This window comes from Streptomyces sp. NPDC052042 (assembly GCF_044548345.1).
GTDB lineage: Bacteria > Actinomycetota > Actinomycetes > Streptomycetales > Streptomycetaceae > Streptomyces.
In genome coordinates this window covers 1052796-1078668 of the sequence record NZ_JBIUBU010000001.1, presented here as the reverse complement: position 1 = coordinate 1078668, position 25873 = coordinate 1052796, and the positions used below count along the sequence as shown (strand labels likewise).

General features: G+C 72.2%; 23 protein-coding genes and 2 tRNA genes. 7 read left to right on the top strand and 18 right to left on the bottom strand.

What is annotated here, in order from left to right:
* Positions 1-151 precede the first annotated feature (151 nt).
* Positions 152-742, top strand: coding sequence for a lytic polysaccharide monooxygenase (locus ACIHCL_RS04540; RefSeq protein WP_399856813.1), 591 nt, complete (start codon positions 152-154; stop codon positions 740-742).
* A gap of 429 nt (positions 743-1171) precedes the next feature.
* Here the strand turns inward: ACIHCL_RS04540 and ACIHCL_RS04535 are convergent.
* The 7 genes from ACIHCL_RS04535 to ACIHCL_RS04505 all read right to left on the bottom strand — a co-directional run bounded on the left by ACIHCL_RS04535 (position 1172) and on the right by ACIHCL_RS04505 (position 6697).
* A tRNA-Lys gene (locus ACIHCL_RS04535) sits at positions 1172-1245 on the bottom strand.
* 117 nt (positions 1246-1362) lie between these two features.
* Positions 1363-2121 (bottom strand): IclR family transcriptional regulator, encoded by a 759-nt coding sequence (locus tag ACIHCL_RS04530; RefSeq protein ID WP_399856812.1) that lies wholly within the window; start codon positions 2119-2121, stop codon positions 1363-1365.
* A gap of 166 nt (positions 2122-2287) precedes the next feature.
* Positions 2288-3139: an ectoine/hydroxyectoine ABC transporter ATP-binding protein EhuA gene (gene ehuA / locus ACIHCL_RS04525; protein WP_399856810.1), complete on the bottom strand. Its 852-nt coding sequence runs from the start codon at positions 3137-3139 to the stop codon at positions 2288-2290.
* Positions 3129-3785 (bottom strand): ectoine/hydroxyectoine ABC transporter permease subunit EhuD, encoded by a 657-nt coding sequence (gene ehuD, locus ACIHCL_RS04520; protein ID WP_399856808.1) that lies wholly within the window; start codon positions 3783-3785, stop codon positions 3129-3131. The genes ehuA and ehuD overlap by 11 nt, the downstream gene beginning before the upstream one ends.
* Positions 3782-4522 carry an ectoine/hydroxyectoine ABC transporter permease subunit EhuC gene (gene ehuC / locus ACIHCL_RS04515; protein WP_399856807.1) on the bottom strand — a complete coding sequence of 247 codons (741 nt, stop codon included), beginning with the start codon at positions 4520-4522 and terminating at the stop codon, positions 3782-3784. Before ehuC ends, ehuD begins: the two co-directional genes overlap by 4 nt.
* A 24-nt stretch (positions 4523-4546) precedes the next feature.
* Positions 4547-5449, bottom strand: coding sequence for an ectoine/hydroxyectoine ABC transporter substrate-binding protein EhuB (gene ehuB / locus ACIHCL_RS04510; protein ID WP_399856805.1), 903 nt, complete (start codon positions 5447-5449; stop codon positions 4547-4549).
* Between the two features lie 288 nt (positions 5450-5737).
* Positions 5738-6697, bottom strand: coding sequence for a D-2-hydroxyacid dehydrogenase (locus ACIHCL_RS04505; protein ID WP_399856803.1), 960 nt, complete (start codon positions 6695-6697; stop codon positions 5738-5740).
* A gap of 549 nt (positions 6698-7246) precedes the next feature.
* On the opposite strand from ACIHCL_RS04505, the gene ACIHCL_RS04500 reads away from it, so the two are divergent.
* Positions 7247-8068 carry a decarboxylase gene (locus ACIHCL_RS04500; protein WP_399856802.1) on the top strand — a complete coding sequence of 274 codons (822 nt, stop codon included), beginning with the start codon at positions 7247-7249 and terminating at the stop codon, positions 8066-8068.
* A 391-nt stretch (positions 8069-8459) separates the two neighbouring features.
* Entirely contained in the window at positions 8460-9572 is a 1113-nt protein-coding gene (locus tag ACIHCL_RS04495) for an LLM class flavin-dependent oxidoreductase (protein ID WP_399857150.1), read from the top strand.
* Positions 9573-9751: 179 nt separating this feature from the next.
* Here ACIHCL_RS04495 and ACIHCL_RS04490 read toward each other — a convergent pair whose 3' ends face one another.
* On the bottom strand, positions 9752-11704 hold the full coding sequence (locus ACIHCL_RS04490) for a putative bifunctional diguanylate cyclase/phosphodiesterase (protein WP_399856800.1): 1953 nt from the start codon (positions 11702-11704) through the stop codon (positions 9752-9754).
* Positions 11705-12124: 420 nt separating this feature from the next.
* On the opposite strand from ACIHCL_RS04490, the gene ACIHCL_RS04485 reads away from it, so the two are divergent.
* Positions 12125-13345, top strand: coding sequence for a M6 family metalloprotease domain-containing protein (locus tag ACIHCL_RS04485; RefSeq protein WP_399856798.1), 1221 nt, complete (start codon positions 12125-12127; stop codon positions 13343-13345).
* 201 nt (positions 13346-13546) lie between these two features.
* Here the strand turns inward: ACIHCL_RS04485 and ACIHCL_RS04480 are convergent.
* From ACIHCL_RS04480 to ACIHCL_RS04450, 7 genes are all read right to left on the bottom strand, one after another.
* Positions 13547-13620: transfer RNA gene (locus tag ACIHCL_RS04480), tRNA-Lys, on the bottom strand.
* Complete coding sequence (locus tag ACIHCL_RS04475) at positions 13611-14312, bottom strand: hypothetical protein (RefSeq protein ID WP_399856797.1); 702 nt, start codon at positions 14310-14312, stop codon at positions 13611-13613. The genes ACIHCL_RS04480 and ACIHCL_RS04475 overlap by 10 nt, the downstream gene beginning before the upstream one ends.
* A 291-nt stretch (positions 14313-14603) precedes the next feature.
* Positions 14604-14945: a hypothetical protein gene (locus ACIHCL_RS04470; protein ID WP_399856796.1), complete on the bottom strand. Its 342-nt coding sequence runs from the start codon at positions 14943-14945 to the stop codon at positions 14604-14606.
* Between the two features lie 395 nt (positions 14946-15340).
* Positions 15341-16675, bottom strand: coding sequence for an AAA domain-containing protein (locus ACIHCL_RS04465; RefSeq protein ID WP_399856794.1), 1335 nt, complete (start codon positions 16673-16675; stop codon positions 15341-15343).
* Between the two features lie 79 nt (positions 16676-16754).
* Positions 16755-18368: a hypothetical protein gene (locus ACIHCL_RS04460; protein WP_399856792.1), complete on the bottom strand. Its 1614-nt coding sequence runs from the start codon at positions 18366-18368 to the stop codon at positions 16755-16757.
* A complete protein-coding gene (locus tag ACIHCL_RS04455; protein WP_399856791.1) occupies positions 18359-19594 on the bottom strand; it encodes a hypothetical protein in 1236 nt (411 codons plus the stop codon). Before ACIHCL_RS04455 ends, ACIHCL_RS04460 begins: the two co-directional genes overlap by 10 nt.
* Complete coding sequence (locus ACIHCL_RS04450; protein ID WP_399856789.1) at positions 19479-20513, bottom strand: phosphatase PAP2 family protein; 1035 nt, start codon at positions 20511-20513, stop codon at positions 19479-19481. Before ACIHCL_RS04450 ends, ACIHCL_RS04455 begins: the two co-directional genes overlap by 116 nt.
* 371 nt (positions 20514-20884) lie before the next feature.
* Between ACIHCL_RS04450 and ACIHCL_RS04445 the strand changes: the two genes are divergently transcribed.
* On the top strand, positions 20885-21490 hold the full coding sequence (locus ACIHCL_RS04445) for a histidine phosphatase family protein (protein WP_399856787.1): 606 nt from the start codon (positions 20885-20887) through the stop codon (positions 21488-21490).
* A gap of 240 nt (positions 21491-21730) precedes the next feature.
* Here the strand turns inward: ACIHCL_RS04445 and ACIHCL_RS04440 are convergent, their stop codons facing one another.
* Positions 21731-23089: a tetratricopeptide repeat protein gene (locus ACIHCL_RS04440; RefSeq protein WP_399856785.1), complete on the bottom strand. Its 1359-nt coding sequence runs from the start codon at positions 23087-23089 to the stop codon at positions 21731-21733.
* A gap of 312 nt (positions 23090-23401) precedes the next feature.
* On the opposite strand from ACIHCL_RS04440, the gene ACIHCL_RS04435 reads away from it, so the two are divergent.
* Positions 23402-23857 carry a hypothetical protein gene (locus ACIHCL_RS04435; RefSeq protein WP_399856784.1) on the top strand — a complete coding sequence of 152 codons (456 nt, stop codon included), beginning with the start codon at positions 23402-23404 and terminating at the stop codon, positions 23855-23857.
* A 436-nt stretch (positions 23858-24293) separates the two neighbouring features.
* Positions 24294-25079, top strand: coding sequence for a spermidine synthase (locus tag ACIHCL_RS04430; protein WP_399857148.1), 786 nt, complete (start codon positions 24294-24296; stop codon positions 25077-25079).
* A gap of 266 nt (positions 25080-25345) precedes the next feature.
* Here the strand turns inward: ACIHCL_RS04430 and ACIHCL_RS04425 are convergent, their stop codons facing one another.
* Together ACIHCL_RS04425 and ACIHCL_RS04420 are read right to left on the bottom strand one after the other, a co-directional pair.
* Positions 25346-25561 (bottom strand): hypothetical protein, encoded by a 216-nt coding sequence (locus ACIHCL_RS04425; protein WP_399856782.1) that lies wholly within the window; start codon positions 25559-25561, stop codon positions 25346-25348.
* Complete coding sequence (locus tag ACIHCL_RS04420) at positions 25558-25815, bottom strand: hypothetical protein (RefSeq protein WP_399856780.1); 258 nt, start codon at positions 25813-25815, stop codon at positions 25558-25560. The genes ACIHCL_RS04425 and ACIHCL_RS04420 overlap by 4 nt, the downstream gene beginning before the upstream one ends.
* Positions 25816-25873 lie beyond the last annotated feature (58 nt).

The window sequence follows — 25873 nt, the reverse complement described above, 5'->3', positions numbered from 1 at the left end:
CGGGGAGCGCCTGGGGCGGCGAAGCGGAATCGCACCCCCATTGGTCTGGACATGTTCATTTCCAGTCAATAATCTAAGCGTTGGTCTAGACCGCAGTATGCGCGCAGCAGGGCTCATGGAACCTCCCCCACGTTCTTGAGGAGCGACAGCAATGCGTAAAAGGGCAAGTGCGGCCGTAGTCGGCCTGGCGATCGCGGGTGCCTCGTTGTTCGCGACGAGCAGCGCCAGCAGCCACGGCTACACCGACAACCCGATCAGTCGTCAGAAGCTCTGTGCCAACGGCTCGGTGTCGGGTTGCGGCAGCATCCAGTGGGAGCCGCAGAGCGTCGAGGGTCCGAAGGGCTTCCCGGCGGCCGGCCCGGCCGACGGAAAGATCTGCGCCGGCGGCAACTCCGGCTTCGCGCAGCTCGACGACCCGCGCGGCGGCAACTGGCCCGCGACCAAGGTGACGGCCGGTCAGGGCTTCAGCTTCCGCTGGCAGTTCACCGCGCGCCACGCCACCTCGGACTTCCGCTACTACATCACCAAGGACGGCTGGGACCCCGCCAAGCCGCTCACCAGGGCCGACCTGGAGCCTCAGCCCTTCATGACGGTCCCCTACGGCGGCAAGCAGCCCCCGGCGACCCTCACCCAGCAGGGCACCATCCCCACCCAGAAGACCGGGAAGCACATGATCCTGAGCGTCTGGAACGTCGCTGACACGGCGAACGCGTTCTACGCCTGCTCCGACGTGCAGTTCTGACGCGAAGCGCCGAAGCGCCGAGATGTGGCGGTGCTGAAGTGCTGATGTACCCGGGCGTCGAGCCGGGGTGCTGAGGTATCAGTGATCCCCCTCGGGTCCGCCCGGGGCGCCGCCGAATCGGCCGCACCCCGGGCGGACCCGAGGGGAAGGTCCGTACGTGCCGAGGCGCCGTCCCGTTCCGCCGGCGCCCGCTGCCTCGGCGGCGCCGCGGTGACCACTGCCCCCGCCCGTGGCGGCACGGCTTCCGTCGCCGCCCTGTCCTGCGCATGCGGGGGCCCTGCCCGGTGGTGATCGGTGCACCGCCGGGTGGCCACCGCCCCGTCGGCGTCTGCGGATGTCCTTCGGCGTGGGACATGTGTACATCTCAAGGGTGGCAAAAACGTACTGGGCGGTTCACGTGTGTACGTGAACCGCCCAGTACGTCGTCTGTGCGCCGCCAGGGACTCGAACCCCGGACCCGCTGATTAAGAGTCAGCTGCTCTAACCAACTGAGCTAGCGGCGCCTGCTGACACGAAAATCATACCTGGTTTCGAGGGGCGTCGATGACACCACGAGCAAACCATGAAAAAGAAGGCGTAAACGGGGTGAACCGCCCAGTTCTGAAGGTGCCGGGCGGCCCTTAGAGGGCGAGTGACAGCAGCATGGGGGCTGCCCGCCGATTCAGTGTGTCCGCCGCCGAGCGCAGGCGGTGCGCGTCCTCGATCGGGAGGGAGAGCGCCAGGCATCCCGCCGAGGAACCGGCCGTGAGCGGCACCGCCGCGCACACCGTGCCGACCGCGTACTCCTGGAGGTCGAGCATGGGAACGGTCGCCGGCTGGCTGTCGAGCTTGGAGAAGAGCACCTTCTCGTTGGTGATCGTCCGAGAGGTCAGCCTGGGTGTCTTGTGGCGCGCGAGATGATCGCGGCGGCCGTTCCGGTCGAGCTGGGCCAGCAGGCACTTGCCCGCCGCCGAGGCGTGCGCGGACGACCGGAAGTCGACCCATTCGTTGACCGCCGGGGTCTGCGGGCCGTCGGCGTACTGCGTGACCCGGACCTCGCCGTCGACGTACCGGCTGATGTAGACCGCCGCGCCGACCGAATCGCGCAGCCGCGCCAGTGACTGCTGGAGTTTCTCTTCCAGGGCCTGTCTGCGGGCCGTTCCGGCGCCGCGGAGCAACAGCGACGAACCGATGACGTACGCCCCGTCGGTGACCTGTTCGACGTAGCCCTCGCGGCGCAGGGTCAGCAACAGGGAGGTGAGGTAGTCGGCGGGCAGCCCCGTCTTCCGGGAGATCTGGGTGCTCGTCACGCCGTCGCCGTGCCTGGAGACCGTTTCGAGTACGCGCAGGGCGTACTGCACCGAGTGGAACGGTGTGGTCGGTTCGGGCTTCAACGGCACGGTTTCCCCCTACCAGGTTGTGACCGCAAGCTCTGAGCTCACGATAGCCGCCAAGAGCCTGTTCCGGGGCGGTTGTTGACGAAGCGACGATGCGCCCCAGCCTCATGAGCTGGGGCGCTTTTGCCCGGCATATGCCAGGGTCACTGGCGGGACGCGAGTGGCGAGGTCACAGCACCGCTGCGAGGAATTCGCGCGTACGTTCGTGTTCGGGATCGGAAAAGATCTTCTCCGGCGGCCCTGATTCGATCACGTGTCCCGAATCAAACATCAGTACCGTCTCCGAGACGTCGCGGGCGAAGTTCATCTCGTGGGTCACGCAGAGCATGGTGATGTCGGTGTTCCGGGCGATGTCGCTCAACAACTCCAGTACGCCCGCCACCAGTTCCGGGTCGAGCGCGGAGGTCACCTCGTCCAGCAGCAGGATCTCCGGCCGCATCGCCAGCGCGCGGGCGATCGCCACCCGCTGCTGCTGTCCGCCGGACAGCTGGGAGGGGTGGGCGTCGGCCCTGCCCGCGAGCCCGACCATGTCGAGCAGTTCGAGGGCGCGGGACTCCGCCTCGTCGCGGTCCATGCCCAGCACGTTGACCGGTGCCTCGGTGATGTTGCGCAGCACCTTCATGTTGGGAAAGAGGTTGAACTGCTGGAAGACCATGCCGATCTTCTTCCGGGCCTCGCGCAGATGCCGCTCGGTCGCGGGCTTCAGCGATCCGTCAGGTGCCCGGACATGGGACAGCGGTTCGCCGTCCACCCAGATGACACCGTCGCTGACCTTCTCCAGCGTCATCAGCAGCCGCAGGATCGTGGTCTTCCCCGAGCCGCTGGGGCCGATCAGGGTGACGTGCTCGCCACGCCGCACCGAGAAGTTCAGCCGGTCCAGGACGACGTGGTCGCCGTACCGCTTCACGACGTCGTCGAAGCGGACCAGGGCCTGGCCGGTTCCCGCGAGCGCCTGAGCCGGCACGATGCGCTCGGGGGTCGGGCCCGCGTTCTTCCGCAGGGGGAGGGGTTCAGTGGCCAAGGCGCTTCTCCAGCTTTCTCATCAGCAGCGAGGTCGGGAAGCTCGCGATCAGGAAGATCAGTCCGGCGAGTGTGAACGCCTCGGTGTACGCGAAGTGCGCGGCGCCGTACTTCCGGGCCTCGAAGACCATCTCCTGCACCGTGATCACGGCGAGGAAGGGGGTCTCCTTGAACATCGAGATCGCGTAGTTGCCCAGGGCGGGCAGGACGTTGCGCACCGCCTGCGGCAGAATCACGGACTGCCAGGTCCGGCGCGGGGTGAGCGAGAGCGCCCGACACGCCTCCCACTGCCCCTTCGGCACGCTGTCGATCCCGGCCCGGTACACCTCGGAGGTGTACGCGGCGTAGTGGATGCCGAGCACCACGATGCCCGTCGCCAGCGGCTCCACCGAGGGGAACAGGGCTGCGGCGCCGACCAGTTGGACCAGGAGCGGGGTGGAACGGACGAACTCCGTGACGGCCCGCACCGGCACCGTCACGAACCTGCTCGGCGCCCGTCCGGCGATCGCGACGGCGAGTCCGAGCACCGCCGCGAACAGGGTTCCGAGCACCGTCGCGAGCAGAGTCACCCGGAACCCGTCGAGCAGCAGGGGCAGGGCCTCCCCGATGGCGTTCCAGTCGACACCGTTTGCCGTGGAGCCGTTCACCGGGCACCTCCGGAGGCCGATGCGACGGCCGGGGCGGGGCCGCCGCCGCGTGGCGGTGAATCCGTGCCGGTCGACAGCCCGAGACGGCGCTTGGCGCCGCGCTCCAGCAGGTTCATCAGCAGGGTGAGCGCATAGGCGAGGACGAAGTAGGCGGCCAGCAGGGTCAGATAGGCGGTGAGCGTCTCACCGGTGCGATCGCGCAGCTGCTGGATCACGGTCATCAGATCGGCCGCGGAGATCAGCCACAGCAGCGGGGTGCACTTGAGCAGCTGGATCAGCAGATTCGTGAACGACGGGATCATCTGCACCCACGCCTGCGGGAGGATCACCCGCCGCATCCGCTGCGCGGGCGTCATGTTCAGCGCGACGGCCGCCTCGTACTGGGCACGGGGCACGGAGTTGATCGCCCCGCGCACCACCTCGGCCCCGTACGCGCCGTAGTTGAGGCCGAAGGCGACGACCCCGCAGAGCAGCGGCGTCAGTTCGTACCCCGTCAGCGGCGGCATCGCGTAGTAGAGCCAGAACAACTGGATGTAGAGCGAAGTGCCGCGGAAGAACTCCACGATCACCCGGGACACGCCGCGTGCGACCAGCGTTCGGCTGATCGACATCAGACCGAGGACGAACGACAGCAGCAGGGCGAGCGACGCGCCCAGGACGGTGGCCTGGACGGTCACCCACAGACCGGAGCGCAGGTGGGGAAGGTCGTCGAGAAGGGCGGAGAAGAAGTCACTCATGCGGTGCGTTCCGTCCCGTTCCCCTCAGCCCGCGCACAGATCGGCGGTCTTCAGGGTGGCCGGCGGGAGTTCGGAGGCCCCGAAGCCGTACTCCCGGAGCAGGTCCACGTACCGCGACCGGTCCGAGACGATCTTCTTCAGCTCGCGGTTGAAGGCGTCCCGCAGTTCCTCGTTCCCCTTGTGGAAGACGGCACCGCCGGGGCTGTACTGCTTCGTGCCGTCGACCTCCGGTACGAAGGGCTCGGTGACCTCGGTCTCCGGGTTGGTCTTGGCCAGCCAGCGCAGCGAGATGCCGGTGAGCAGGAATGCGTCGATCCGTCCGCCCTTGACCGCGTCGGCGCCGTCCTGGGGCTTCTGCAGGGTCTTGATCCGGTCCTTCGCGATGCCGGCGCCCTCGGCGTACCTGCCCTCGACGGCACCCGACATCACACCGACGGTGATTCCGGCGGCCTTCGCCGACGCCAGGTCGGTGACCTTCTGCGGGTTGCCCTTCTTCACCATCAGCGCGGTCGGGGAGATGAACTCGGGCTCCGAGAAAATGGCGTTGGCGCATCGCTCCGGAGTGATCGCCATGCCGGCGCTCACCACGTCGTACTTGCCCGCCTGGAGGCCGGGGATCAGCCCGTCCCACTCGGAGAGGGTGGGCTTCAGCTCGTCGACCCCGAGCGCCTTGAAGATCTCGCGGTGCAGGGTCGGCGCCTCGCCCTTGAGCTGCTTGCCTTCCAGATAGCCGTACGGGGCCTCGTTGGCGTACGCGACCCGCACGAAGCCCTGCTCGCGGAGCTTGTCCAGCGCCCCCGCGCCGTCCGTGGCGCCGGCGTCGGTCTTGCTGCAGGCGGAGAGCAGGACGGGAGCGACGAGCAGGCTGCCCACGGCCGCCGATCGGTGGAGGAAGCCCCTGCGGGACAGGTGGGGAAAGTCGGCCATGGTTCGTGAACTCCTGGAGGGATCAGGCGGGCTTGGACCGGTGGGACGCCTGCCCGATCCCGCACGTCTATGCAGGAAGCGCCCGCCTGTGGCCGAACCGTGGCCGGAGGGTGACCTTTCCGTGTCCCGTCGCCCCCGTCGTCGGTGCGGCCCGGGGCTCTCGATGGCCCGTATGCGCGGGCATGCGAAGGGGGGTGACGGCGTGTCGCACCAGCACCAGCACCTGAGGCGGAGAGGGGGGAGGGGCGGCCCGGCGGAAAGGCCGCTGCGGGGGAAGGGGGGGCTGGGTCAGCCGTCGTGGTCCTGGACGGGTACGTACCCGAGCCGCTTGTCCACCACGTTCGGCAACGGGTGCCCGGCCGACCAGAGTTCGTACATCTCCACGAACTGCACGGCCAGCCGGTCCCGCCAGCCCGCCGTGTCGCCGCTCATGTGCGGCGAGACGACCAGATCGGGCACGTCCCACAACGGGCTCCGGGAATCCAGCGGTTCCCGCTCGAACACGTCCAGCGCGGCCCCCGCGATCCACCGCTTGCGCAGTGCCGCCGCCAGGTCGTCCTCGACGACCAGCGAGCCGCGCCCCACGTTGATGAAGCGGGCCGACGGCTGCATCAGCCCGAAGAACCGCGCGTCGAACATGGCGCGGGTCGCGTCCGTCAGCGGTGCCGCGCAGATCACCCAGTCGGCCTGGGCGGCCAGCCGGTCCAGGTCCGCCGCGCCGTGGATGGTGCGCCGGGCCCTACGGCCCACCAGTGCCACCTGGATCCCGAGGGCGGTCAGCAGCCGGGTGATCTCCCGGCCGATGGGACCGGCGCCGACGACGACCGCGCGGCTGCCCGCCACCGTCGCGGTCTCGCGGTGGCGCCACACCCGCTGCCGCTGGAGATCCAGGGTGCGCGGAAGGTCTTTGGCGAACGCCAGCACCAACCCGGTCACATACTCGGCGATCGGCCGCTCGAAGACCCCGCGCGCGTTGGTCACCACGGTGTCGGAGGCCACCAGCTCGGGGCAGAGCAGCCGATCCACGCCCGTGCTCGCGGTGTGCACCCACGCCGGGCGCGGCCCGTCGCCGGGCCAGGCGGCCCGCACCGCGTCGGAGGCGAAGTCCCACACCAGCAGCACATCGGCCTCCGGGAGCCGCGCGGCGAGCCCGGCCCCATCCGTGTACCGGATGTCGGCACGCCCGATCAGCCGGCCGAGGCGCGGTGACGGGTCGGTGTCCAGGACGAGCAGGGTGGGCTCTGGCATGAGAGACGGTCGCTCCGCTGCGTCTGACGCATCCGGTGTCTCCGATGCGTCGGGTGTGTCTGATGCGCCTGTGGTGTCTGAAGTGTTTGTAGTGCCTGAAGTATTTGCGGTGTGCGGTCTGACCACGCTCGCACCCGGGTTCGCCGCCGTCAACAGTGCACATCGAGCCCGGGGCTCCGGTGGCCGAGCCGGGAGGCCGGTCCGGCGGCCGTCGGCGAGATCCGTCCGGTGCGCCGCGGAGGCGCGGCCGGTGTGCCGTGAGGTCCGTCCGGTGCGCGCCCCGCGACCGGGCCGGTACGGGCTGCGAGGCCCGGCCGTTCCCCGGCGCGCCCACCGTTCCCCGGCATGGAGGCCCGGTCGTTCCCCGGCATATGGGGGAATACTGGGGAGAAGCGGGCGCATGTGCGTGCCCGCCACCTTCGAGTGCTTCCGGGAGGGGACCGGGGCGGTACGGCAGCGGGCGAGTGGGCGGGCCCGAGCGGAAGCAGACGGGAACGGACGGGAACGGACGGGAACAGGCAGGAACAGACGGGAACAGGAAGGGCGGACATGACGACCCTCGGCTTTCTCTACCCGGGCCACTTCGCGGAGGACGACTTCCCGCGGATGGAGACCCTGTTCGACGCGGTCCGCCTGGTCGTGAACCACACCGCCATCGACGAGGACGCCTACCGGACCGACGTGCTGATGAGGGCCGGTGCGCCCGAGCGGCTGGCCGCCGGGGTGGAGGACCTCCAGCGCGCCGGCGTCGAGTGCGTGGTGTGGGCGAGCAGTGCGGGCAGCTTCCTGTACGGCTGGGAGGGCGGGCACGAGCAGATCGCCGCCCTGGCCCGCGCGGCCGGGGTGCCCGCGTCCAGTACCTCTTTCGGCTTCGTCCACGCGGTACGGGAACTGGGTGCCGCCCGCGTCGCCGTCGCCACGACCTACCCGGAGCACATCGCCGACCTGTTCACCGACTTCCTGCACTCCGCGGGCGTCGAGGTGACGGCCACCCGCACCGCCGCTCTCGCCTCGGCGACCGAGGCCGCCCGCTGGGGCCCGGACCAGGTGAGGGAACTGGCCGAGGCCGCGGACCGGCCGGACGCGGAGGTGGTGCTGCTGCCCGACACGGCTCTGCACACCGTCTCGTACGTGACGGAACTGGAGGAACTCCTCGGCAAGCCCGTCCTCACCGGGAACCAGGTCACGGCCCGGGAGGGGCTGCGGCTGGCGGACCGCCGGGCCTGGTCCCCGAGGCTCGGCCGGATCTTCGCCGCCCGTGAGGCTCCTCCGGCCCCGGTCACCCGGTGGGGCGAGGGCCGCGCCTGGGCGCACGGCGGCAGGAAGGGGCGTTCCGGGAAGCAGGCCGAGCCCGGCCGGCGGCGGGAGTGAGGCGGTCCGGTCTGCGGGGAAGCGGGACGGCCCGGACAGTCGGCCGCGGTGGGGACGGCCGCAGCGAGCTGGTGCGAGCGGCGGTGGGGAGCAGGTCGCCGCGAGCCGCGGTGGGACGGGCCGGAATAACCGGAGATAGCCTCCTGTTACGTTGGCGCGGGCATATGAGCCGTAGACCGCTGACCGCGTCCGCAGCCGTGCGTACGGCCCTGTGCGGGCGCGGATGCGGACACAGACCCGGTGCGCACGCGCGGACGATGCGTGCGCACGCGGGGGACGGATGCGTATCACCAGGAGAGGCGGGGACGTGAACGAGAGCCGGGACGACGAGGTTCGTGGTGGCGGGGTCCGGGGCGACGGGTCCTGGGAGAACGGCACCGGAGGCGGCGTGATCGACGGCGCCGCCGGTGAGGGCGGCCGGGGCGACGGCATCCGAGGGAGGGCGGAGGGCTCGGCTCCGGTGCCCCTCTCTGTGCTGGACCTGGTGACCGTGGGCCAGGGCCGCACCTCCACCCAGGCGCTGCGTACCGCCGTGGACCTCGCGCGACTCGCCGAACGCCGCGGATTCCACCGCTACTGGGTCGCCGAACACCACTCCATGCCCGGCGTCGCCTCCTCCTCACCAGCCGTGATCCTGGCCCATCTCACCGCCCGCACCGAGCGCATCAGGCTCGGTTCCGGCGGGGTGATGCTGCCCAACCACGCCCCGCTGGTCATTGCCGAGCAGTTCGGCACCCTCCACGCCATGGCACCCGGCCGTATCGACCTCGGTCTCGGGCGTGCCCCCGGCACCGACGGCGCGACGGCCGCCGCCCTGCGCCGCACCGACCGGCCGGGCGAGGGGGCCGACGACTTCCCGCAGCAGCTGGCCGAGCTGACCCGGTTCCTGGACGACGACTTCCCGGGCGGCCACCCCTACTCCCGCATCCACGCGGTGCCCGGCCCGGTCCAGGCCACCGCGGAGGGCGGCGTCCAGTCCCCGGCCCGCCCGCCGATCTGGCTGCTCGGCTCCTCCGGGTTCAGCGCCCGGCTGGCCGGCGTACTCGGCCTGCCGTTCGCCTTCGCCCACCACTTCTCGGCGCAGAACACGATCCCGGCCCTCGACCTGTACCGGGACTCGTTCCAGCCGTCCCCGGTGCTCGACGCCCCCTATGCGCTGATCGGCGTCTCGGCCCTGGCCGCCGACGAAGAACGCGAGGCCCGCCGCCAGGTGCTCAGCGGCGCGCTGTCCATGGTCCGGCTGCGCACCGGCCGTCCGGGCCTGGTCCCGACACCGGAGGAGGCGGAGGCGTACGCCTTCACCCCCGTGGAGCGCGACTTCGTCGACAGCTGGCTGTCCAACGTGGTCCACGGCACGCCCGACGCGGTCCGTACCGGGCTCGACGCCCTGGCCAAGCGCGCCGGAGCCGACGAACTGATGATCACCGCCAATGCCCACGGCAGCGAGGCCCGGCTGCGCAGCTACGAACTGATCGCGGACGCGTACGGCCTGCCGACGGCCTGACCCCGGGCCGTCCCGGACGGCCCGGGGACGCGGGGCACCGCTGCCCCACTGCCCCGATGCCACACCACTCCGGGGCACGGGCCCGGACCGTCGCCCCGGGCCCGTACGTCCCGGGGCCCGTCGCACTCGGTACGCACACCGCCGCCCGGCCCATCACTCCCGGCGCACCCCGCCCCGGGTCACACCGCCAGTTTCCGGCGGCCGATCAGTTCGGCGATCCGCTCCGGGCCCACCGCGCGCGAGTACAACCAGCCCTGCCCGGTGTCGCAGCCGATCCTGCGCAGCCGCTCGGCCTGGCCCGCCGTCTCCACGCACTCCGCCGTGACGGTGAGGCCCAGGCGGTGTGCCAGGTGCACCATCGCCTCCACGATCGTCTCGTCGGCCGGGCTCGCGTGGGCGCCGTCGTCATGGCGGAAGCCGCGTACGAACGAACCGTCCAGCTTCAGCACGGAGACGGGCAGCCGACTCAGATAGGCGAGGTTGGAGTAGCCGGTCCCGAAGTCGTCGATGGCGATGCGCACACCCATGTCGCTGAGCCGCTGGAGGGCCTGGAGCGGGCGGCCCGCCGAGCCCATCACTGCGGACTCGGTCAGCTCCAGTTGCAGCAGACCGGGATCGAGGCCGGTCTCGGCGAGGATGTCCGCGACATCGGTGACCAGGTCGGAGTCCCAGACCTGCCGCACGGCGACGTTGACGCTGATGAACAGCGGCGGTTCGGACGGGTGGGCGAGTTGCCAGCGTCGCGCCTGCCGGCAGGCGGAGCGCAGCACCCATCGGCCCAACTGGACGATCGACCCGTCCTCCTCGGCGATCGCCACGAACCGATTCGGCGCGAGCATGCCGAACTGGGGGTGGTTCCAGCGGACCAGGGCCTCCACGCCGCGCACCATCCCGTCGGCCATGCCCACCAACGGCTGGTATTCGATGGTGAACTCGCCGCGTTCCACGGCCGGCCGCAGATTGGAGGAGAGCGTCTGCCGGGTCATCCGGTGGGCGTTGCGCTCCGGATCGAAGACCGTCCAGCGGGCCTTGCCGTCCGCCTTGGCCCAGTACAGCGTGGTGTCGGCGGCCTGCATCAGACCGGTCGCGGAGGTGCCGGCCACCGGCCGTTCCACCACCCCGATCGAGGCCGAGACGGAGAGCCGCCGCCCGCTCAGGTCGAACGGCTTCTGCAGTGCGGCCAGCACCCGGCGGGCCAGTTCCGTGAGCTGCTGCGTACCGGCCGAGTCCTCGACCAGGATGGCGAACTCGTCGCCGCCCAGCCGGGCCACGAGATGAGGTCCGGGGCGGTGTGGACCGTCCTGGGCGTACGGGTCGTCCTGCGAGGCGCAGTCGGTGAGCCGTGCGGCGACGGCCTCCAGCAGTTGATCGCCGATCCGGTGCCCCATCGCGTCGTTGACGGCCTTGAAGCCGTCGACATCGAGGTAACAGAGGCCGATCCGGCCGCGTACGGGGGTGATCCGGTCGTCCTGGTACGGCGGAGTCTCCAGGAGGGCCGAGAGCCGCTCGAAGAACAGGGCCCGGTTGGGCAGCCGGGTCACCGGGTCGTGCATCTGGAGATGGCGCAGCCGCCTCTGCAGTTCGCGCCGGTCGCTGATGTCGGCGACGGAGAGCAGCACACGGCCCGGACGCGGCGTGCGGTCGGGGCGCGGCACCCGGCCGGGGCCGGGGCCGCCCGTTGCGACGGTCTCCGGGTGAGGCTCCGGGGACGTCTCCTGCTCGGGCATCGGTACGACGACGACCTCGGCCCACAGTGAGCGCCCGTCCGGATGCTTGAGCCTGCGGGTGCAGTGGAACCGCGGCCGTCGGCCGTGCAGCACCGCGCGGTACGCGTGCCAGGTGCGGCCGTCCGCGGCGAGGTCGAGGAGATCGGCCGCCGACTGGGCGGTCAGCGCCGAGGGACAGGATCCGAGGAGGTCGCCGAGCGCGTCGTTGGCGGCCACCACCAGGCCCTCGTGGTCGACCACCGCCATCGGCAGTGCGGCGGCCCGAAAGGCTGCCCGGTAGCCGTTCGGATCGGAGCCGTGACCGTCGGCAGGAGGCCACGGGTCGTCACGCTCCGTGACCGAAGGTCCTGGGGAGTGGGAGTGTGTGCCCGCCGTGGGCCTCGGCCCTTCGGAGGTTCCGCTCACCGTTCGCTCCTGCCGTGCAGTTCGGTTCTGAACAGGTGGGGGCCGGACCGGCCCGCCGCGCGGTGCACCGCCGCCGGAGGCGGGAACCGCGGGGGAAAGCCTGGTGAAGCATAGAGGTTGGTGCGTCGGGCGTTCCAGCGTCCGACCCTTCCGCGCCACGCGGTCGCCCCGCATGGGCCAGTCTCCCGCCGATCCGATTTGCCCATGATTGATCTTTCGTAAGCAGTTCGGCTCCGGTTCTGCTCTCTGATGGCGTAGTCGTGATTGATTGTGACTTTCCGTGAGGGTGAATGCCTCGTCCGGCTGCTGACTCGACTGGGGCAGCCCAACAGGACGGGAGCCTTGAACCGCCACAGGGTGGTGCGTGATCGCATCTCGCACCCGGAGGTAGATGTGCCGTGTCAGCACAGGACCGGGGGAGTGGAGAGGCCGAGTCTGCGCGGTGTGACGGCGGCCGTGACCTCGCTCCTGGCGTTCGCGGCCACCTCCCTCGTAGCGGGGCCGGCCGCGGCCGCAACCGGTGAGAAGGGGCCGTGTGCGTTGCCGCGCACCGAGGCGCACCACTCCCTCGGTCTGGACGACTGGAATGACACCTATCCCCGCCCGGACCACCCGCTGGACGCGGTCGTGATCTTCCTGTCCTTTCCCGACCACAGCCCCACCGTCACCCCCGCCGAACTCGCCGCGGACCACTTCCCCGCCACCACGCACTTCTTCCGGAACGCCTCGTACGGGAAGTTCACCCTGCGCCCGCACCCGCTGCCGCAGTGGATCCGGATGCCCAGACCGTCGGACTGGTACGGCATACAGCGCGACTGGGACAGTGAACGGCGCGGCGCCTATCTGCACGACGCCATCGGCGTGATCGACCCGAAGGTGGACTTCTCGCGGTACGACCTCGTCTATCTGGTCGCCGACCCGGACGCCCCGGGTGTCGACTCCGACGCCACCAAGGTCGTGAACTTCGGCCGCCCGCTGCGCATGGACGGCAAGGACGTCCGGCGCATCGTCACCGTTTTCGAGCGGCACCCCCCGGACCGCAATGTGCTGGCCCACGAGACCGGGCACCTCTTCGACCTGCCCGATCTCTACCACCGGCCGTCCGACAACAAGGGAGACTGGGACACCCACGTGGGCGACTGGGACGTGATGGGCAGTCAGTTCGGGCTCGCCGCGGACTTCTTCGGCTGGCACAAATGGAAGCTGGGCTGGCTGGAGCAGGAGCAGGTGATCTGTGTCCAGCGAACCCAGGAGATCGCCCTGGAGCCGATCGCGGCCGCACCCCGGGCCGGCGCCCCCCTCGGCACCCGGCTGGCGGTGATCCGCACCGGGGAGGGGAGCGCCGTGGCCGTCGAGGCGCGCAGCGCCACCGGAAACGACCGGCTGACCTGCACCGAAGGTGTCCTGATCTACCGGGTGCGCAATGCGACCCCGTCCGGCGGCGGGCCGGTCGACGTCATCGACACCCACCCCGGTTCCGGGGCGTGCTGGGGCCGGTCCGTCTACGCGCCGCTCGCGGACGCCCCGCTGCGCGTCGGTGAGACCTTCAGCGTCCCCGGGGCGCACACCAGGGTCGAAGTCCTCGGCCGGAAACCCTCGGGCGCCTGGCATGTCCGGATCACCACGGGGGTGTCGACATGACACGGGGATTGCGACAGGGGCGGTCATGGTGAGGGGGTGGCCGCAGCAGAGGGCGTGACCGCGGCGGGGATGTGGTCGGTGCGGGGAAGGCGGCGGGTGCGGGGCGGGGCGCCGACCGGGCCGAAAGGGGTGCTGTACCGGCCGGGCGGTCGTGATCACGAGAAAGGCCCCTCACTCTCGTGAGGGGCCTTTCCCCGTCTGTGCGCCGCCAGGGACTCGAACCCCGGACCCGCTGATTAAGAGTCAGCTGCTCTAACCAACTGAGCTAGCGGCGCCTGCTGACGTCGTAGACATTAGCACCCTGATCGGCGGTAGGAAAAATCGGATTCCGGGCCGCCGGGGACGGTGCCGATCTGTTCACCCGCACGCAGGCCCAGAGCAGGACGTCAGGGCCCGGAAGCCAGGGGGTGCGGGTGTCCGGGGCGACCACCCAGCGGGGGTCGGGAGCGGTGGCGGTGCAGGTCAGGGGCGGTACGGTCACCGCATCACCGGTGCCGTGGCAGAGCAGGGGCGGGACCTTGGTGTCGTTCTCCGTGCCGCAGCGCGGTTCGAGGCCGCCGCCCCACTCCTCCCAGTCGAGCAGCGACGGCAGCCGCTGCGCGGTGCCGGGCGAGGCGAACAGCAGCACCCGGCCGCGATGGGTGGCGACCGGCCCGGAGCCGGGGCCGTCGGACCACAGGTGCTCCAGCATCCGGCGCCCGAAGAGGTCGGGGACGTTCACCACGTCGAAGGCCGACCCGCACGGCAGCACCGCGGGGGAGTCGGGGTTGGCCTCCCACTGTGCCAGCGTGCTGTGCGGATAGGCGGAGGCGCCGGCGAGCCAGGCGGCGCCCGCCGCGGTGACCTGGGCCGTCTGACTCGTGGGCCGGTCCTGCAGGACGGCGAGGACGCCGGCGCCGTGCCGAGGGTCTCGATGAGGGGCGTCGCTGTGATGCAGGGTCGTTTCGTCGGGCAGCCATGCGCTCATGCGTTCATGTCTACCGGGCGTGATCAAACGGATTCCCAGAGTTGCCGGAAACCGGGACAGGGTGGGGTGGGAACGAGTATCGTGCGCCCCGGCATATGCCAGGGGCTGTACCCCGACCCTTCGACGGCCGCTCCCGCCTGGTCGCGCGGTCCCCGTCGACCAGCGGCCAGGGTGCGGTACCTGCCGTGTGGCCGGCCGGAGACGGAAGGTCCCGTGCACGGCCGGTCAGGGGCCGGACGTGCGTACCGGGCGACCGGTCATGGACGGCACACGCCATGCGGCGGTGGCAGGTCAGGGGGCCGAGCCGCCCAGCAGGCTCCGGCCGAACTCGACCATCTTCTTGGCGTAGTCCTCGGTCCACTCGGCACGCTGCGCGATGTCCGCGGTCGTCAGCCGGTCGAACCGGCGAGGGTCGGCGAGCTGTGCGGCCGCGATCGCCTGGAACTCGACCGCGCGATCGGTCGCGGCACGGAAGGCCAGCGTGAGCTCGGTGGCGCGGGCCAGCAGCTCCTTCGGGTCCTCCATCGACTCCAGGTCGAAGAAATGCTCGGGGTCGGCGACCGCGGCCGACGGTTCGAAGAGCAGGGGCGCGGGGCGCAGCCGCTGCCGCTCGTTCCGCTCGGGTTGTGCCATGTGGTGATTCCTCCTTCGATGGGCCCCGACGGAACCGGTGGGCTCGGATGGGGCCCGGTGGGCCACCCTCCATTGTCCAACGCCGGGCGAGCGGGCTCGCCGGAATCGCGAAACCCGGGGCCCCGACCGTCCGGAGCGGCGCCGACGGCTCGCCCCCGGCCGGTCGTCCGGACCGCGCACCACCGGTTCCCGCCCGTGCTCGCCGCCATCGGGGCGGCCCCGGCCGCTTCGCCCTGTACACCGCCCTCCGCCGGTGCGCGCCCGGCACGCCCGAGAGGCCCGCAGCCGGGCGCCACGAGCGCGGCGCTCCCCTTCCCACCGGAAGAACCGGCTTCCCACCGGTAGCCCCGGTCGGCGACGCGGGCCGTCCAGGCAGCCCGGGGCTCGTACGGCGGTCACGGCCGCCAGGGCACCCGGTGCTCCGCCAGGTGGGCCAGTACGGAGTGGTTCGCCTCCCAGCCGTCCGGGAACTTCACCGTGACGCCCAACTGCACCGGTTCCGTCGACGGATGTTCGTCCAGCAGCTCCGTGACACCGGCCCGGCACACCACGACACAGGCGTGGCGGTGGCGCGAGGCCAGCACGCACAGGCGGCCCGTCTCCAGATGGAACGCCGTCGCGTCCGGACGGCCGGAGAGCGGGTGCAGCACCACCGTCACATCGAACTCGCGGCCCTGGAGCCGGTTCGCCGTGTCCACCGCGACACCCGTCACACCCAGGTCCGCGAGCGCCGCGCGGACCGCCGCTGCCTGGTCGCGGTGGGCGGTGCCGACGGCGATCCGGTCCGCCGTCACCGGGACCGGGCCGGGGGAGCGCTCGCTCGTCGCCGCGGCGCCCCGGTCGAGGAGCCGCCGCACCACCAGGGCCACCGCCCGTACCGCCTCGGGGTCGGTGCGCGGGGTGTGCCGGGCCGGCAGTTCGAGCAGGCCCCAGCCGGACTCCGCGGCCTCGTCCAGCACCCGGTCCGGGGGCGAGCCGTCGGACGCGATCCCGAACGACAGCCGCCGGTCCCCGTGGCCCGTACCGCTGCGGAACGGGGTGTACGGGTAGAACGCGTCCGAGACCAGCGGAGCGGCCGAGGCCGGCAGCCGCCACGACACCGGCAGCCGGTGCTGCGGGAGCCCGGGATTGTGCGCCAGCAGCGTGGACACCGCGCTCGCGGACGGGTCGTAGGACAGCCCCGCCCACTGCTCCGCACCGACGATCGAGAACGGGTCCAACTGCCCCGGGTCACCGACGAACAGCGCCCGCTCGAAGAGGCCGGCCACGGCCAGCAGCGCGTCCGAACGCATCTGGTACGCCTCGTCGACGATCGCGTGGCCCCACGGCTCGACGTTCTTCACGTGCGCCCACTTCGCGGCCGTCGAGATGACGATGTCGAGCCCCGCGAGATCGGACACCTTGGCGGACTTCCGCACGTTGGCCAGACCGTTCAGCACCGGGTCGTACGGGTCAAAGTCGCTGCTGTGCAGGCGGCCCACCGGCAGGTCCGGATCCTTCTCGGCCAACCGCACCACCAGGTCGTCGACCTGCGCGTTGGTCTGCGCCACCACCATCAACGGGCGCCCGGCCGAGGCGAGTTCGAGCGCGGCCCGCACCACGAGCGTCGACTTGCCCGCGCCCGGCGGGGAGTCCACCACGATGCCGCGCGACACCCCGCCCAGGGTGTCGGCGAGGATCGCGTCGGTCGCCCGCGCGGCCTGCACGCCCGGGTCGGACGCGGCCGTCACGACATCTCCTCCGGAGTTACGCGTCACCACAAGGTCCTCCGTGCTCCCGCGTCACAGCAAGGTGCTCCGTGCTCCCGTGTCACAGCAGGTCCTCCGCGGTCACCGGGTCGGGACGCTCGGCGTGCCCCGACACCACGCCCGGCGGGCCGCCGTGCGTCCACGGCGTCTCCTCCGGGTCCGGCAGCTTCGGGCCGCTGCGCTGATCGTGCTCGAACAGCGTCCAGACGATCCGGTCACCCGGCTCGGGCACCGAACCCGCGGCCGGGTCCTTTCCCCGCCCCATCCGGTCGGTGATCCGCAGCACCAGCGCGGTCGCGTCCCCGTCCTCCGGCTCCGCCGCGTACTCCACGAACTCGGCGGTCTGCGGTCTGCCGTCCAGCGAGCGGTACACCTTGACGCGCTCGCCGAGATGGGGGCGCTCGTCCGTGCGGACCGTGACCAGCGGACGCGGAGACGGACGCTTCGACTCGCTGTACGCCATCACCACCTCCGTCACCTCGCCCACGAACGCCTCACCGGCCAGTCGCCGCCCGGCCAGCACCAGCGGATCGTCCAGCGCCTCCTGCGCCTCCAGCTGCGCCTGCGCCGTCTCGCGCGAGGCCAGCTTCTGTGCGGCCGTCACCGCGTCGTCCCGGCGCGGCTGCGGCGGCTCACCGGACCGCACCCGGTCCCGGTGACCGGTGAACGACCAGCGGTCCCGCGTCCAGCGCTCCTCCGTCCTGGACCCCGCGGGCAGTTCCCGCAACAGATCGAGCCCCCGCCACACCGCGTCCCAGGTCGGCCGCATCACCCCGGCCAGCAACTGCCTGATCTCCCGCTCCGCGGCCGTCAGCCCGCCCAGCCGGACATCGGCCGCCAGACCGTCCTCCGCCGCGGCGAGCGCGCTGCGCGCCCGGTCGTACCGCTCGATGGCGGGCGCCAGCAGCCGGTTGTCGAAGGCCGGGTCCGTGGCCGGACCGGCGGGCGGGCACAGCAACTGCCCCTCGCCATCCCGTGCCGACTCCGCGCGCAGCGCCGCCGACGCCCCGAACTCGCCCGGCGGAGGGGCGATCCAGGCCAGCAACGCACCCAGGTGCTGGTCCTCCAGGCTGCTCTGCCCGGTCGCCCAGTGCCGGTTCAGCAGGTCCGTGACGGCGAGCAGCAGCGAGGAACCCGGCACCCGGGCCCGCTCCCCGTAGTGCGTCAGCCAGCGGCCGAGCAGCGGGACACGCGGCGGGGCGGGGTAGGGGCTGTCGGGATCGTCCTCGGCCGTGCGCCGGAACCGCATGGAGCGCCCGAGCAGCCGCACGAAATCGATGCCCGCGCGGCTCGGCACGATCAACTGAGGCGCGTCCGCGCATAGTTCGACCTCGACCTTGGTCCGTTTCCCGGTCGCCGGGTCGGTCTCGTTGCGTTCCGCGGGCTCGACGACGTCCTCGTACGCCTCGATGTGCGGCAGCACCGCGTCGGCCAGATCGGCGAGGAACGAGAACCGCTGGTCACGGTCGCGAGGCTGCGGGACCGCCAGCAACCGGGGCGCGTCCCGGTCGGTGCCGACCAGCGCCCCCAACGGCGCGCCCGCCTCACCGGCGGTGGTCAACGGCACGAGGACCAGCGGCCGGTCGGTGAGACGGCGGTGCAGGACGGTCGTCAACGGCTGCGCCCGGCCGCTCTCCACGGCCTCCAGCCGGGCCAGGGTGCTGATCAGCGACATGCCGCACCGCTTCCCTCCACCACGGTCGCACCGCTCCCCGGTGCCCCCGCGTCGGCGTACTCCAGCGCCTCCGTGCGCAGTGCCGCCGCGCGTCGCAGCGCCGCGACCGTCGGATCGGCCGGATCGCCCTCCTTGCCCGCCGCGGCGGCCAGCACCGCTCCCACCGTGGTCAGCCCGCCGAGTTCGCCGCGCACGCTCCGTCCCAGTGCCGTCACCGCGCCCGCCGCTCGGGCCTTCGCCCGGCAGTGGAAGGCCAGTTCGCACGTGGACAGGCACTCCGGGGCGTAGGCCGCGCCGACCGATGCGACCGCCGCGTCCAACTCCCGTGCCGAGCACGCCGGATCGAAGGTCGTACCCTGCGGCAGCGCCGCGGCGATGTCCTCGATCCGGGTCAGCCGGGTCAGCTGGCGCCGTGTGACCGCGCGTTGCTTGCGTACGTCGACGACCGACGCGGTGGGCAGGTTGGAGAAGTCCTTCGGGCAGACCAGCAGCACCCGGTGACCGGCCTCGGCGCCCCCGGTCAGCTCCGCGAGCCGCTCCAGCGCCAGTACGTAGACGGCGGACTGCCGGGCCGCGGCCCCTACCTTCGCGGCGTCGGCGGAGCCGTCGACCATGGGGAAGGACTTGATCTCGATGACCGTCCAGGTGCCGTCGGGATGCACCACCACCGCGTCCGGCTCCAGATGGACCGGGGAGCCCGCCACGTCCAGGGTCAGCATCGGGTGGTCCAGCAGTGCCCAGCGGCCGGCCGCGGTCGCCTCGCGCAGCGCGAGCGCCGTACGCGCGGCGCGGCCCTCGGGGCCGGCCGCGGTCAGATCGGGCACCGGCACCTCGTCGGGTGCCGGAGCGCCGCCGCCGAGGCGTTCGTACAACAGCCGCATCAGCTCCGTCCCGCCGTCGGCCTTGACCTTGGCCTCGAAGGAGTTGCCCCGGACGAGAGCGAACTGCGACTGCCCGAAGGGGGCCGGCGAACCGAGCGCCTCGGCCAGCGCCGCCTTGTTCACCCCGGCGCCGTCCAGCAGGGCGCGGCGCCGGCAGCCGGGGTTGGCGGCGAGGGCGGCCAGCGCGCGGGCGTCCAGCGGACGCGGCGCGACGTCCGGGCCGCGCAGCTCAGCGAGCCGCTGCCGCAGCGTCGTCCCTCGCTGCCCCCGCTCCCGCTCGGGCGGCGGCTTCGGCCCCGGGGACGGGACGGGTCCGGGCGTCCGGGGCACCCGCCGTCCCGGCATGGGTGGAGTCTGCGGAGGCGGTCCGCTGGCCAGGGATTCGCTCACCCGGCGAAGTCTCGCATTCGGCACTGACAATCGGGGAATCCGCGGCAATCGGGGAATCCACGGCCGGGGCGAACCGTGGGAAGACGGCCGGGGCGAACTGCGGGAAACGGCCGGCGAGCAGGGCCCCGACCCGGTCCAGGGCGCGCAGCACCGGGGTGGTCAGCAGGGCCCCGACGCCCATCACGACGGCCCCGGCCACCGCGTCGAGGAAGTAGTGGTTGGCCGTGCCCATCACCACGAACGTGATGACCAGGGGGTACGCGACGGCGGCGGCCCGAACGAGCGGATGCCGGGCGTGGCGCCACAACACGATCCCGCACCAGAGCGCCCAGCCGACGTGCAGGCTGGGCATCGCGGCGTACTGGTTCGTCAACGCCCCCAGGCCGCGCGGGGCGCTCGCCTCGGCGCCCCACCAGCCGTACGAGCTGTACCGCGCCATCGTGTCGACGAAGCCGTGCGCCGCGTCCAGCAGCCGCGGCGGGCAGGTCGGCATCAGCGTGAAGCCGACGAGACCGAGCACGGTGGACGTCATCAGCCAGGTGCGGGCCCTGCGGTACAGGGCCTCGCGGCGGCGGAACAACCAGACCAGGACGACGGGGGTGACCAGGTAGTGCAGTGAGGCGTACACGAAGTCCGCGGGTATGCCGAGGGCGGGATGGGCGGTGAACAGCCGGTTGAGCGGGTGCTCGGCGTTGATGTGGAGCGTCTTTTCCAGGCGCAGGATGGCCAGGCCGTGGTCGATGGCCGTGGAGGTGTCACCGCGTGCCAGCAGCCGGCCCGCCGAATAGGCCGCGTACACCAGCGCCAGCAATGGCAGTTCGGTCCACCAACGGGGCCGCGGGCGTGCCGCGGGCGCGGTGCTGGCATGCTGCATCCGGTTGCTCTCCATCATGTCTTCATCCGGCCGACGGCATGCGTTCACCGTAGGGTGGGAGGTCGGCCGCGATTTCCCCGGGGCATCTGGCGGCCCCTTGTGCCACGTGCGGATTCTTCCGTGCAGGGAGGGACGTCTGTGCCGCCCCGGAGGTTGCGCTCCGCAACGGTGCGCGATGATGGGAACCGGAAGATCCGCGTCGGCTCAGCGTCGAGTCGATGTCGAGCCCGTGCCGAGTCGACTCAAGCCGCTGTCGAGCCGATGTCCACTCGTCGTCGGCTCGTTTTCGACTCGTTTTCGACTTGATCTCCGGCCTCGGATCAAAGTCCTCGATCTCCGGCCTCAGATCTCGGTTCAGGGAGAGAGCCGTCATGGCACCGCGTATCCTGCTCGCCCGGCACGGTCAGACGGAATGGTCCGTCAACGGCAAACACACCGGCCGGACGGACATCCCCCTGCTCGACTCCGGCCGGGTGGACGCCGAGCTGCTCGGCGAACGGCTGCGCAGCGGACCGTGGGCGGAGCTGCCGGGACTCGAAGTGCGCACCAGCCCGTTGCGGAGGGCCAGGGAGACCTGCGACATCGCGGGGTTCGCGGACCGGGCCGAGCCGTGGGACGCGCTCCAGGAGTGGGACTACGGCGCGTACGAGGGCATGACCCCGGCGCAGATCAAGGCGATCCGGCCCGACTGGTTCATCTGGCGCGACGGGGTGCCCGAAGGGGAGACCCTGGCCGAACTGTCCGCCCGCGCCGACCGAATCGTCGACTGGGCCCGCTCGGCCGACCGCGATGTGCTGGTCTTCGCGCATGGCCACATCCTGCGGGCGCTGGGTGCGCGGTGGCTCGGCGAGGACGTGTCGTTCGCGGCGCGCATCAGGCTCGACCCGACGTCCTTGTCGGTGCTGGGGTGGGCGTACGGGGCACCGGCGATGGAACGGTGGAACGACACGGGCCACCTGGAGCGGCAGGGACGATAGGGGCGGCAGCGGAGCCGTGGCCGTGGTGCGCCGACGCCGACGCGCGGCCCGGGAGGCGGATGGGTGAGCGGGCCGCCCGGGGCGGGCGGGGCGCTACGGCCGACCGCCTGCCGGCCTGGAGCGCCCCGCCGGTCCGGGACCCATGGTTCCTTTGGGCTTCCGCTTCTCGGCCCTCCGCTCCCCGGGGCTCACATACTTCCGGCCCCCCGGGGCCTCGTTCCTCCGGCGTTCCCAGGCCGCCTACCCGGAGACCCCCGACACGGTCGCGTACCGTTCCAGAAACCCCCGCACCTCGTCGGCGCCCCGCCGCGGTGCGAGCACCTGCGTCACGCCCGCCAGCATCGTCCGGATGCGCGAGGAGCGGACGCCGTCCAGCAGGTCCAGCACCCGATGGCCCGCCGTCGCCGCCTCCTCGGCCCGGCCGCCCCGGGCGAGGTCCCAGGTCAGCTCGGTCCGGTAGAGCGCCAGGTTCCGGGTGAAGTGCGGGTCCTGGAGCCGGACCGCCCGCCGCGCATGGCGGGCCGCCCGTGGCCAGTCGCCCAGCGCCGACCAGCACTGGGCCTCCAGCATCTCCAGCTCCGCCTCGCGGAAGAACGTCATCCACTCCGGATCGGCCTCGCACGGCCCGCGCTCGAACGCCGCACGGGCCCGGCCGATCGCCCGTTCGCAGCCCGGCCGGTCCCCGAGCCCGGCCCGCCCGCCCGCCTCCCGCAGCGCCAGCAGCGCCAGCAGCCGCGGCGAGCCCAGCGGGCGCGCGGCCCGCTGCCCGGCCTCGGCCGCGCGCACGGATTCGCGGGGCCGCCCCATGTCCCTGGCCAGGAACGACGTGTTGCAGAACGCGTGCGCCTCCAGCGCCGCGTCGCCCGCCACCCGCGCCGTGGCGAGCGCCTCCGCATAGTGCGAGCGGGCGTCCTCGGACCGCCCGGAGTCATGGGCCAGCCAGCCCACCGAGATGGCCAGTTCGCCGGCCCCGGCATGCAGCCGGTCGGCCGTGGAGCGCTTGGCGGCGGTCCCGGTGTCGAGCAGTGCGTACGCCGCCCGCAACGGCCGGGACGCCTCGCGGTACAGTCCGTCGCCGCCGTGCCGGTCGTCGAGCAGCCGGATCCGGCGTACCGCGTTCTCCACGGCACTGACCTCGGCCTCGCCGACCCGGTGCCGGTCCGGCGCGGTGGCCCCGGCGGCGGGCGTACCGCCGACGCCGAGGCCCAGGGGCGCGGCCGCCAGCGCGGTGGCGGTTCCGCTCGTCATGAATACGCGACGCAGCACGTCGCTCTCCTCGTCGATGTCGCTGTGGAGCACAGGGGGTGGGGGGATCTCGACGGCGGCCCGCGCGCCCCTGCCGCGTACCGTCTCACGCGGTGAGAAGCCGAGGTCCGCCAGGGACATCCCGGGGAACATGTGCAGGAAGACCCGCTCGTACGCGTAGTTGGGACAGCGGATCTCGCCGGACTCCACGCGTCCGATGTACCGGGCGTCGCACGCGACGCGTTCGCCGATCTCACGGGCTGATCTGCGTACCGCGGCGGCGAACTCCCCGGCGGAGCGCTGTCCGCGCAGCCGCCGGAAGGCGAAGTTGGGAACTGCCCCTGTCGACACCATGGACCAGGACCTCTCTTCCGCGGCCGGGTTCCTGCTTCCGGTGTCCCGGAGTGTCCCGGCGGAGCAAGAACGTACTCGCCATGACCGGCCGCACATGGGGTGTTTGGTAATGAAAGGGGCATCTCTCTTGCGATCTGCCATGAACTGCCACTCAATGCGGCGGCGTGGCACCGTAGCCCTTGACGCGTTCGGCGCGTTGGTCCCTGCGGAAGACGGAATCCGGCTCCGCCCGGCGATGAGATCCGGCGGTGATCCGCCCGGTGAATGAGACGCAGCGACGAACCAGCGATGAGAGATGAGAGGAGAGGTCCCTTGCTGAATCTCGGCACGGAGACCGGCTCACGGACGACTGCGACGGCCCCGGCCGCGACGGATGCCGCGAAGTCCGCGGCGTCTGCGGCATCCGCGGAGGGCCACGACGCCGAACCCTGCGATGTGGTGACCGTTCCGGCCCGTCAGGGCCTGGAGGCCGTGGACATCCTGCGCCGGGGCGGCGACCAGGAGGCCGTGGGCCCGGTCCTGCACGACGGCGACTGCGACACCCTCGGCTTCCTGGTGCCCCCGGGCACCGCCGAGGCGTGGGACGTCCCGGGGAGCGCCTGTACGCGCACCGACGGCCGCGAGTCGCCCGTTCCCGCCGAGCCGCCGGTGGGCGGCGGCTGGCTGCTGCCGCCCGCTGATGACGCCCCGGTCACCGACCCGGTCGTGCTGCGGGCCGCCCTCGACCAGGCAGCCCGGCTGATCGAGGCGGCCGACAACTGTTGCTGAGCACGGTCCGCAGACCGTTGCCGACCACGGTCCGCAGTCTGTCGCCGACCACGGCCCGCCCGCCCGAGCCGGAGGCGATCGTGGGCCCGTTCCCTCATGGGCCCTCTGAGGTCCGTTCTCACGGGCGTTGCGGCAGGTCCCTCGTGTGCCGCCCATAATGGGCCGGTGGCCGGGGTTCCCCGGCACGGCCGGTCGCGCACCGGTCCGGAGCGATGAGCGGTGAGCAGGGGCACGAGCGGCAGTGGCACGTCGAGCAGCGTCGAGCGGGGGCGCGCCCGCCCGCAAACGATCCGGTCGCAGGGCCGACGTCGGGACCGAGCACGGTTCCGGGCGTGGGGCCGGGAACGCTTCCGGGCGCGGCGGACGCGGTTTGGGCCGCGGCGGGCGTGGTGCGGAGACCGTCGCCGAGCCCGTGGACGGCGGTCTCGCCGAGCTGATGCCCGACCGGGAGCGCCCGCGCGCCTGGACGCTCACACTCGACGGCGCCCCCCAGTCCCATGTGGACCTCGACGACCCCACGCACCTGTCCTTCGAGTACCAGCGCAGGATCGGTCACATCGCGGACCTCGTCGCACCGTCCGGGCACCCGTTGCACGTGGTCCACCTGGGCGGCGGGGCCTTCACACTGGCCCGCTACATCGCCGCGACCCGGCCCCGCTCCACCCAGCAGATCTTCGAGGTGGACGCCCGGCTCGTCCAACTGGTGCGCCGGGAACTCCCGTTGGACCCGCAGGCCAGGATCCGGGTCCGTAACACCGATGCCCGTGCCGGGCTGGGAAAGGTCCAGAACGGCTGGGCGGACCTCGTCATCGCCGACGTCTTCAGCGGTGCCCGCACCCCGGCGCACCTCACCAGTACGGAGTTCCTCGCGGAGGTGCGGCGGGTCCTGAAGCCCGGCGGGAGTTATGTGGCCAACCTCGCGGACGGGCCGCCGCTGGCCCATCTGCGCGGCCAGGTCGCCACCGCCGCCGCGGTCTTCCCCGAACTGGTCCTCGCCGCCGACCCGGCCGTGTGGCGCGGTCGCCGCTTCGGGAACGCCGTGCTGCTCGCCTCGGACCTGCCGCCGAAGGCCGCGGAACTGACTCGCCGGGTCGCGGCCGATCCGCACCCCGGGCGCGTCGAACACGGGCGGGCGCTCACCGACTTCACTGGCGGGGCGGCGGCGGTGACCGACGCGGACGCCAGACCCTCCCCGGCGCCGCCGCCCTCGGCCTTCGCCTGACCCCGCCCGCCGACCGGGCCACCGGGCACGCCCGGCCACCCGCCCCGGCACGCCCGGCGGTCCGGGCCGTGGGGCATGACGGCGGCCGATACGCCACGGAATCCTTCTGTGCGGGGCGGTACGGGGGTGAACGGGCGGGACGGCCGTGCTCGCGGGCGCCATGCCGTCCGCCGCCGCGGACGGACCGCCCGTGCCGGACCGCCCGTGCCGGACCGGTCGTGCGGGGCCGGTCGTGGCAGGGTGCGTCGGGCTGCCGTCGACGGGAGTCACCGGGGCCGCGCCCGGGGCTGGATGCCGGCGCAGCAGGGCCCGGTCCACACCTCGGTGTCGAGAATGTGGGCGCCGAGCCGGTCGCGGATGATGCCGACGCTGACCGTGCCGGTGGTCAGGGGCTTCCTGCACCAGACGCAGGCGCGCCCGGCGGCCTGGTCCCACGTCAGCGTCCTCGGGTCGGGGAGCGGGCGGGTGGGGGTGGTGGTCACCGCTTCTCTTCTCTGTAGAGGTAGATCTCGGCCCAGACGACGTCGCCGTTCTCCGTGCGGTCGTGGCCGTACCGGTCGGCGGTGCCGAGGGTGCGGAGGATGGCGGACCGGGTGACGGCGCTCAGGTCGGCGGGGAGGTTGGCCTCGATCCGGATGGCATCGGCCGTCTCCGTGATGCGCGGCTCGCTGTTGGTCGCCGCGGAGAGCAGCGACGCGAGCGCGACGACATGTGGAAGCGCGGCAGACATAGACATCCCCTGACGATCGGCCGTCACTGTTCGTGAGGCTGAATATTCAGCTTCGACCTGATGG

Bases quoted from the DNA above. Each gene is read 5' to 3' on its own strand.
- ACIHCL_RS04540 (WP_399856813.1), top strand. From the start codon at position 152: ATGCGTAAAAGGGCAAGTGCGGCCGTAGTCGGCCTGGCGATCGCGGGT.
- ehuC (WP_399856807.1), bottom strand. From the start codon at position 4,522: ATGAGTGACTTCTTCTCCGCCCTTCTCGACGACCTTCCCCACCTGCGC.
- ehuB (WP_399856805.1), bottom strand. From the start codon at position 5,449: ATGGCCGACTTTCCCCACCTGTCCCGCAGGGGCTTCCTCCACCGATCG.
- ACIHCL_RS04505 (WP_399856803.1), bottom strand. From the start codon at position 6,697: ATGCCAGAGCCCACCCTGCTCGTCCTGGACACCGACCCGTCACCGCGC.
- ACIHCL_RS04500 (WP_399856802.1), top strand. From the start codon at position 7,247: ATGACGACCCTCGGCTTTCTCTACCCGGGCCACTTCGCGGAGGACGAC.
- ACIHCL_RS04475 (WP_399856797.1), bottom strand. From the start codon at position 14,312: ATGAGCGCATGGCTGCCCGACGAAACGACCCTGCATCACAGCGACGCC.
- ACIHCL_RS04470 (WP_399856796.1), bottom strand. From the start codon at position 14,945: ATGGCACAACCCGAGCGGAACGAGCGGCAGCGGCTGCGCCCCGCGCCC.
- ACIHCL_RS04460 (WP_399856792.1), bottom strand. From the start codon at position 18,368: ATGTCGCTGATCAGCACCCTGGCCCGGCTGGAGGCCGTGGAGAGCGGC.
- ACIHCL_RS04455 (WP_399856791.1), bottom strand. From the start codon at position 19,594: ATGCCGGGACGGCGGGTGCCCCGGACGCCCGGACCCGTCCCGTCCCCG.
- ACIHCL_RS04450 (WP_399856789.1), bottom strand. From the start codon at position 20,513: ATGCAGCATGCCAGCACCGCGCCCGCGGCACGCCCGCGGCCCCGTTGG.
- ACIHCL_RS04445 (WP_399856787.1), top strand. From the start codon at position 20,885: ATGGCACCGCGTATCCTGCTCGCCCGGCACGGTCAGACGGAATGGTCC.
- ACIHCL_RS04440 (WP_399856785.1), bottom strand. From the start codon at position 23,089: ATGGTGTCGACAGGGGCAGTTCCCAACTTCGCCTTCCGGCGGCTGCGC.
- ACIHCL_RS04430 (WP_399857148.1), top strand. From the start codon at position 24,294: ATGCCCGACCGGGAGCGCCCGCGCGCCTGGACGCTCACACTCGACGGC.
- ACIHCL_RS04420 (WP_399856780.1), bottom strand. From the start codon at position 25,815: ATGTCTATGTCTGCCGCGCTTCCACATGTCGTCGCGCTCGCGTCGCTG.